General features: G+C 55.5%; 8 protein-coding genes. All 8 read right to left on the reverse strand.

Features of this window, described 5'->3' with window-relative positions; translation table 11 throughout:
• Positions 1–106: 106 nt before the first annotated feature.
• Positions 107–1,126: a beta-N-acetylhexosaminidase gene (nagZ, locus tag ADADOO_RS09140; RefSeq protein WP_511276909.1), complete on the reverse strand. Its 1,020-nt coding sequence runs from the start codon at positions 1,124–1,126 to the stop codon at positions 107–109.
• Entirely contained in the window at positions 1,123–1,500 is a 378-nt protein-coding gene (acpS, locus tag ADADOO_RS09145) for a holo-ACP synthase (RefSeq protein WP_511276911.1), read from the reverse strand. The genes nagZ and acpS overlap by 4 nt, the downstream gene beginning before the upstream one ends.
• On the reverse strand, positions 1,497–2,252 hold the full coding sequence (locus ADADOO_RS09150; protein WP_511276912.1) for a pyridoxine 5'-phosphate synthase: 756 nt from the start codon (positions 2,250–2,252) through the stop codon (positions 1,497–1,499). The genes acpS and ADADOO_RS09150 overlap by 4 nt, the downstream gene beginning before the upstream one ends.
• The gene (gene recO / locus ADADOO_RS09155; protein ID WP_511276914.1) at positions 2,249–2,977 is read right to left on the reverse strand and encodes a DNA repair protein RecO; all 729 of its coding nucleotides are present in this window, start codon (positions 2,975–2,977) and stop codon (positions 2,249–2,251) included. Before recO ends, ADADOO_RS09150 begins: the two co-directional genes overlap by 4 nt.
• Complete coding sequence (gene era / locus ADADOO_RS09160) at positions 2,974–3,858, reverse strand: GTPase Era (RefSeq protein ID WP_511276916.1); 885 nt, start codon at positions 3,856–3,858, stop codon at positions 2,974–2,976. The genes recO and era overlap by 4 nt, the downstream gene beginning before the upstream one ends.
• Positions 3,855–4,523, reverse strand: coding sequence for a ribonuclease III (rnc, locus tag ADADOO_RS09165; protein ID WP_511276918.1), 669 nt, complete (start codon positions 4,521–4,523; stop codon positions 3,855–3,857). The genes era and rnc overlap by 4 nt, the downstream gene beginning before the upstream one ends.
• Before the next feature lie 3 nt (positions 4,524–4,526).
• Positions 4,527–4,880 carry a DUF4845 domain-containing protein gene (locus ADADOO_RS09170; RefSeq protein ID WP_511276920.1) on the reverse strand — a complete coding sequence of 118 codons (354 nt, stop codon included), beginning with the start codon at positions 4,878–4,880 and terminating at the stop codon, positions 4,527–4,529.
• A 6-nt stretch (positions 4,881–4,886) separates the two neighbouring features.
• Positions 4,887–5,461, reverse strand: a 575-nt coding sequence (gene lepB, locus ADADOO_RS09175) for a signal peptidase I (protein WP_511276921.1), incomplete at its 5' end; no start/stop codon positions are given.

Here is a 5,461-nt window from a genome sequence, read left to right on the forward strand (position 1 = left end):
ACAAGATCGAAATCGACACCCGCACCGACGAATACAAGAACCGCGTCAAGTAATCTGCGGCTTCTTCAGTGTTTGATTCGGGCAGCTTCGGCTGCCCGAATGCGTTTCAAGCCATCAGTTTTGCGATGGCCTGCTGGGCGGCGAGATAGCCGCTATCGGCCTGCAATACTTGCCAGTCCTTTGCAGGAGACCGGGGAGTCAGTGCCTCAACACGTTTTCCGCGCAGAGGATCGATTACCGGCTTCCAGCTTTCAAGCACATCGCCGACAACATCCGGAGCATTGCACACCAACAGCATGTCGCACCCGGCGTTGTAGGCTGTCTCGACGCGGTTGAGCATGTCGCCGACCACACCGGCGCCGGCCATAGACAAATCGTCAGTAAATACCGCGCCGCGAAATTTAATGTTATTTCTCAAATAACTTATCCATTTATTTGAAAATACAGCAGTATTGCAGTCGAAACATTTGTAGATGACATGGGCGGCCATTACGCCGCCGAGGGCTAGCTGTCGGTAAGGAAGCATGTCTTCCTGTATGGCTTCCAGCGCACGGTCATCGACGGGTAGTTCGACGTGCGAATCGGGAATCACATAACCGTGGCCCGGAAAATGTTTGCCGCAACTGCCCATTCCTGCCAAATTCAAACCCTCGCCAAGCGCCTTGGCCAGGTCGATAACAGCTACCGGTTGACGATGGAAGGCACGGTCGCCAATGATGCGCGACGGGCCATAGTCGAGGTCAAGCACGGGGGTGAAGGAATAATCGACGCCGCGGGCGCGCAGTTCGGCGGCCAGGATATAGCCCACCTGCCTGGCGGCGGCAGTGGCCTCTTCGGGGTTCTCATCCCACAGTTTGCCGAGCGTGGCCATGGCCGGCAGGCGGGTAAAACCGTCGCGGAAGCGTTGCACCCTGCCCCCTTCGTGATCGACGGCAATGAGCAGGGCCGGGGTGCGCAGGGCATGAATGGCGGTCGTCAGGGTCGACAACTGTTCCGGATTGGCGTAGTTCCGGGAAAACAGGATGACCCCGCCGACTAGCGGATGGCAAAGCCGTTCGCGGTCAAGATCGGTCAGTTCGGTGCCGGCGATGTCGATCATCAGCGGGCCGAGTGGCAAGTGCGTCATGCGTGCTCCAGAATAACGTAGGCGACGGCGTATTCCGCTTCGTCGCTGATCGAAAGGTGGGCAATCAGGTCTTTGTTTTTGAGCATTTTTTCCAGTTGACCGTGGAAGATCAATTCCGGCTTGCCCAACTCGTCGTGGCCGACCGCAATGGCTGTCAGCGTGGCCGGCGGGCGCACTCCAGTGCCCAGCGCCTTGCTGAAGGCCTCCTTGGCGGCGAAACGCTTGGCGAGAAAGCGGCCTTTGTCAGCGGCTTTGGCGAATTCGTCTATTTCCTGGGGAGCCAGCAGTTTCGCCAGCGCCCTGTCACCATGCCGCTCCCACATGTCGCGCAGACGAGAAACAGCGACGATATCGGTGCCGATGCCGTAGATCATTCGGGCGAATTCGCTGCTTCGCGCATCAGGGTTTTCATTTCACGGACGGCTTCGCGCAGACCAATGAATATGGCACGGCTGATGATGGCGTGACCGATGTGCAGTTCGCCTATGCCGGCGAGTCGGGCGATTGGTTGAACATTGTAATAATTCAGCGCATGCCCGCCATTAAACCTCATGCCGAGTTGGCACACTGTCTGCCCGGCGATGCGGATCTTGTCGAGTTCGCTGAGTACGGCCGGCGCTTTGGCGTCGCGGCCTTGGTCGTAAAAGGCGTGAGCATAGGGACCCGTGTGAATTTCGCAGACGCTGGCGCCGATCCGGGCTGCAGCTTCGATTTGCGCTATTTCGGCATCGATGAATACACTGGTTAGGATACCGGCGTCAGCCAGGCGCGAGATGACACCCTTCAATCGCGATTCTTGCACCAGAATGTTGAGGCCGCCTTCGGTCGTCACCTCTTGGCGCCCCTCCGGCACCAGCATGGCCATTTCGGGCTTCAGACCAAGGGCAATGCCGACCATTTCGTCGGTCGCCGCCATTTCGAGATTGAGCTTGATCTGGGTGCTTTCACGCAGGCGCCGAACGTCGACGTCCTGAATATGACGACGATCTTCGCGCAGATGCACGGTGATGCCATCGGCTCCGCCCAGATGGGCTTCGACGGCACCCCAAACGGGGTCCGGTTCATAGGTACGGCGGGCCTGGCGAATGGTCGCCACGTGGTCGATATTGACGCCTAGTTCGATCATAGCTCTTGCAACTCCTTGAATATTTTGCGTGTTTCCAGTTCCTTGCCAGCCAGGTAATAAGCCATCAGCGTGCGCATCAAGGCCTTGCTTTCATAGCGCGAACGCGGGTCGGAAAAGTCTTCAGCCTCAATATCGAGCAAGGTCTTGCCAATGACGACCTGGGCTGCACCGGCATCATGTTCGAGACGTACCGGCCCCTGCTCGATGCGGTAAGTGTAAAACGCTTCAGGGTGGATCGGGCCGCCGGCACTATCGTGGCTCAACGTCAGGCCATAACCCAGTTCCTGCAATAGCGCCTTTTCAAAGCTACGCAAGTCGGCTTCGCGGACTTTCCCCGACGGATCAGCTGCCAGTCGGGCCAGCATCCTGGTGTAGTGGGCGAATAGTTGCTCGTGCGCGTCTTCGCGCGGCAAAAGATGCATCAGCAGTTCGTTGAGATAATAGCCACAGAACAGCGCTTCACCAGAGAGCAAGGGCTGCCCACCCTGCCACTCGGCTTTCATGAGGGTCAGCACTTCTCCCTTGCCCGCCCAGCCGATTTCAATCGGCTGAAAAGCCATGAGTAGTCCGCGGATCGCCGAGCGCGGGCGGCGCGCGCCACGTGCCAGTAAGGCCATCCGCCCGAAATCGCGGGAAAAAACTTCGACAATGAGGCTGGTTTCGCGAAAGGGATAGCTATGCAGAACGTAAGCCGGCTGGCCGTCGACTTTGCTGCGCAGGTTCATTCGTAGCCGAGGCTCTTCAGCAGGCGCTCGTCATCGTTCCAGCCCGACTTTACCTTGACCCAGATTTCCAGATAAACCTTGCCATCGAACAGGCGTTCCATATCCTGCCGCGCCTCAGAGGCGATGCGCTTGAGTTGCTCGCCACCCTTGCCGATGACGATGGCCTTGTGGCCCTCACGGTCAACTACAATAGCGGCGAAAATCCGGCGCAGGTCTCCTTCAGTTTCAAATCGCTCGATTTCCACTGCCGTGGCATACGGCAATTCATCTCCGAGCAAGCGAAAAACCTTTTCGCGAATGTATTCAGAAGCGAGGAAACGTTCGCTCTTATCGGTCAGGTCATCCTCCGGGAACATCAGGCCATCGTTGGGCAGATGTTTCTTGGCCTCGTTCAAGAGATCATCGGTTTGCCGCCCCTTGGCTGCGCTAACCGGGATAACCGCGGCGTACTCGTGATCGGCGGCAACCTCAGCCAGAAATGGCAACAAGGCGGCGCGATCCTTCTGCAAATCGGTCTTGTTGACGACCAGGATGACCGGACGGTCCTTGGGCAACAGGCGCACGACAGCTTTATCCTTGGCATCGTAACGACCGGCTTCAACGACAAAAATAACGACGTCAACATCGCTCAGCGTTTGTGTCACGCCGCGATTCATCGCCCGGTTCAGGGCATTCGAGTATTTCGTCTGAAATCCCGGGGTATCGACAAATACGAACTGCGCATCGTCCTTGGTCAGGATGCCGGTAATGCGGTGGCGCGTGGTCTGCGCCTTGCGCGAGACGATGCTGATCTTTTCGCCGATCAACTTATTAAGCAAAGTCGACTTGCCAACATTGGGACGACCGACGATGGCGATATATCCGGAACGGAATTTTTTCATGCGGAAAGTTCTTTCAGCGCCTTGTCGGCTGCAACCTGTTCGGCAATACGCCGGCTTGAGCCATGACCGACCGTTCGCAATGATGGGGATTGGATTTCGCAGGCCACTTCGAAACGCTGCTCATGGGCAGCGCCCGTCGCCTCCATCAGTTGATAGCGTGGCAATGGCTTTTTACGCCCCTGTAACCATTCCTGCAGACGAGTTTTTGCATCTTTCTGAAACTCACCGGGCTTTAGCTTGGCCAGCAATGGTGCATAGAGGTTGTCAATAACAGCCTGCGCCACCACAAACCCGGCATCTAGATAAATAGCACCGAACAAGGCTTCCAGTGCGTCAGCAAGGATAGAGGGACGAAACGCCCCGCCACTTCTCAGTTCGCCTTCACCAAGTCGCAAGGCTGCGCTGATATTCAGGCCGACGGCCAACTGGTGTAAGGCATCCTGATTGACAAGATTGGCTCTTAACCGGGAAAGGTCGCCTTCAGGAAGGTCTGGAAAACGGCGAAACAACGAGGCGGCAATGGCGCAATCGAGAATACCGTCACCGAGAAACTCAAGGCGCTCGTTATTCGGTACACCAAAGCTGCGATGGGTCAGCGCGGTCCGAAGAAGAAGCGGGTCGGAAAACGAGTGGCCAAGTTGATGAGCGACAGACGATGCAGTCATGCCTTAGTTCGCAGACGACCCCTTGTAGTCGATTATTAGGCCGACGTTCCAGAAAAGCGGGATGCGTTTTTCATACTCGAACGAAATGACGATCCTGCCGTTATCTTTAGAAATATCCAGATCGCTTCCCTCGAATTCAAGCATGTCGATTTCCGCAAACTTGTTAAAAGATGAACGAATATCGGCAACAGTTGAGTCTGGCCCGGCTTTTGTGGCAGTCGCCTTGATGTCTTTTACGAGTTTTTGATACTCGATAAAAGTTGGCGCCACTTTCATGCCCAACACGGCCACCAAAACAAGAACAATGCTCCAGAATAACAGCCCAGAAAGGGCAACGCCTCGTTGGTTTCTCATCATATCCCCTTACCTGAATGAACCGATCCGGCTAAAATCGCTGAAATTCAACCAGATAAAGAACGCCTTGCCAACGATGTTTGCCTCTGGAACGAAACCCCATGCCCGGCTATCACGGCTGTTGTCGCGATTGTCGCCCATCATGAAATAGTGACCAACCGGCACCTTACAACTCACGCCAGCGGCATTGTAAGTGCAATTTTCGCGATGTGGAAAGCGTGCTGCATCGGGAATAAAAGCTGGAGCATCAGCATCTTTCAGCGCACGATGTTCGATTTCACCGATTTTTTCAAGGAATTGCTCTGAGTAATACAGCCGCTCCGGGTGCAAATAGTCACCAATTTTTTGCGTCGGAACTGGTTGTCCATTGATGGTCAGTCGTTTGTTCTGATAGGTCACGGTGTCGCCAGGCAAACCTACGACCCGCTTGATGTAGTCGAGCGAGGGATCTTCCGGGTAACGAAAAACCATAACATCGCCACGCTGTGGGGAGTTGATGTCGATAATTTTCTTGTTTATTACCGGCAGGCGAATGCCATAAGTAAACTTATTCACCAAGATAAAATCACCAACCAGTAGGGTCG

Source organism: Azonexus sp., assembly GCF_036170495.1.
GTDB lineage: Bacteria > Pseudomonadota > Gammaproteobacteria > Burkholderiales > Rhodocyclaceae > Azonexus.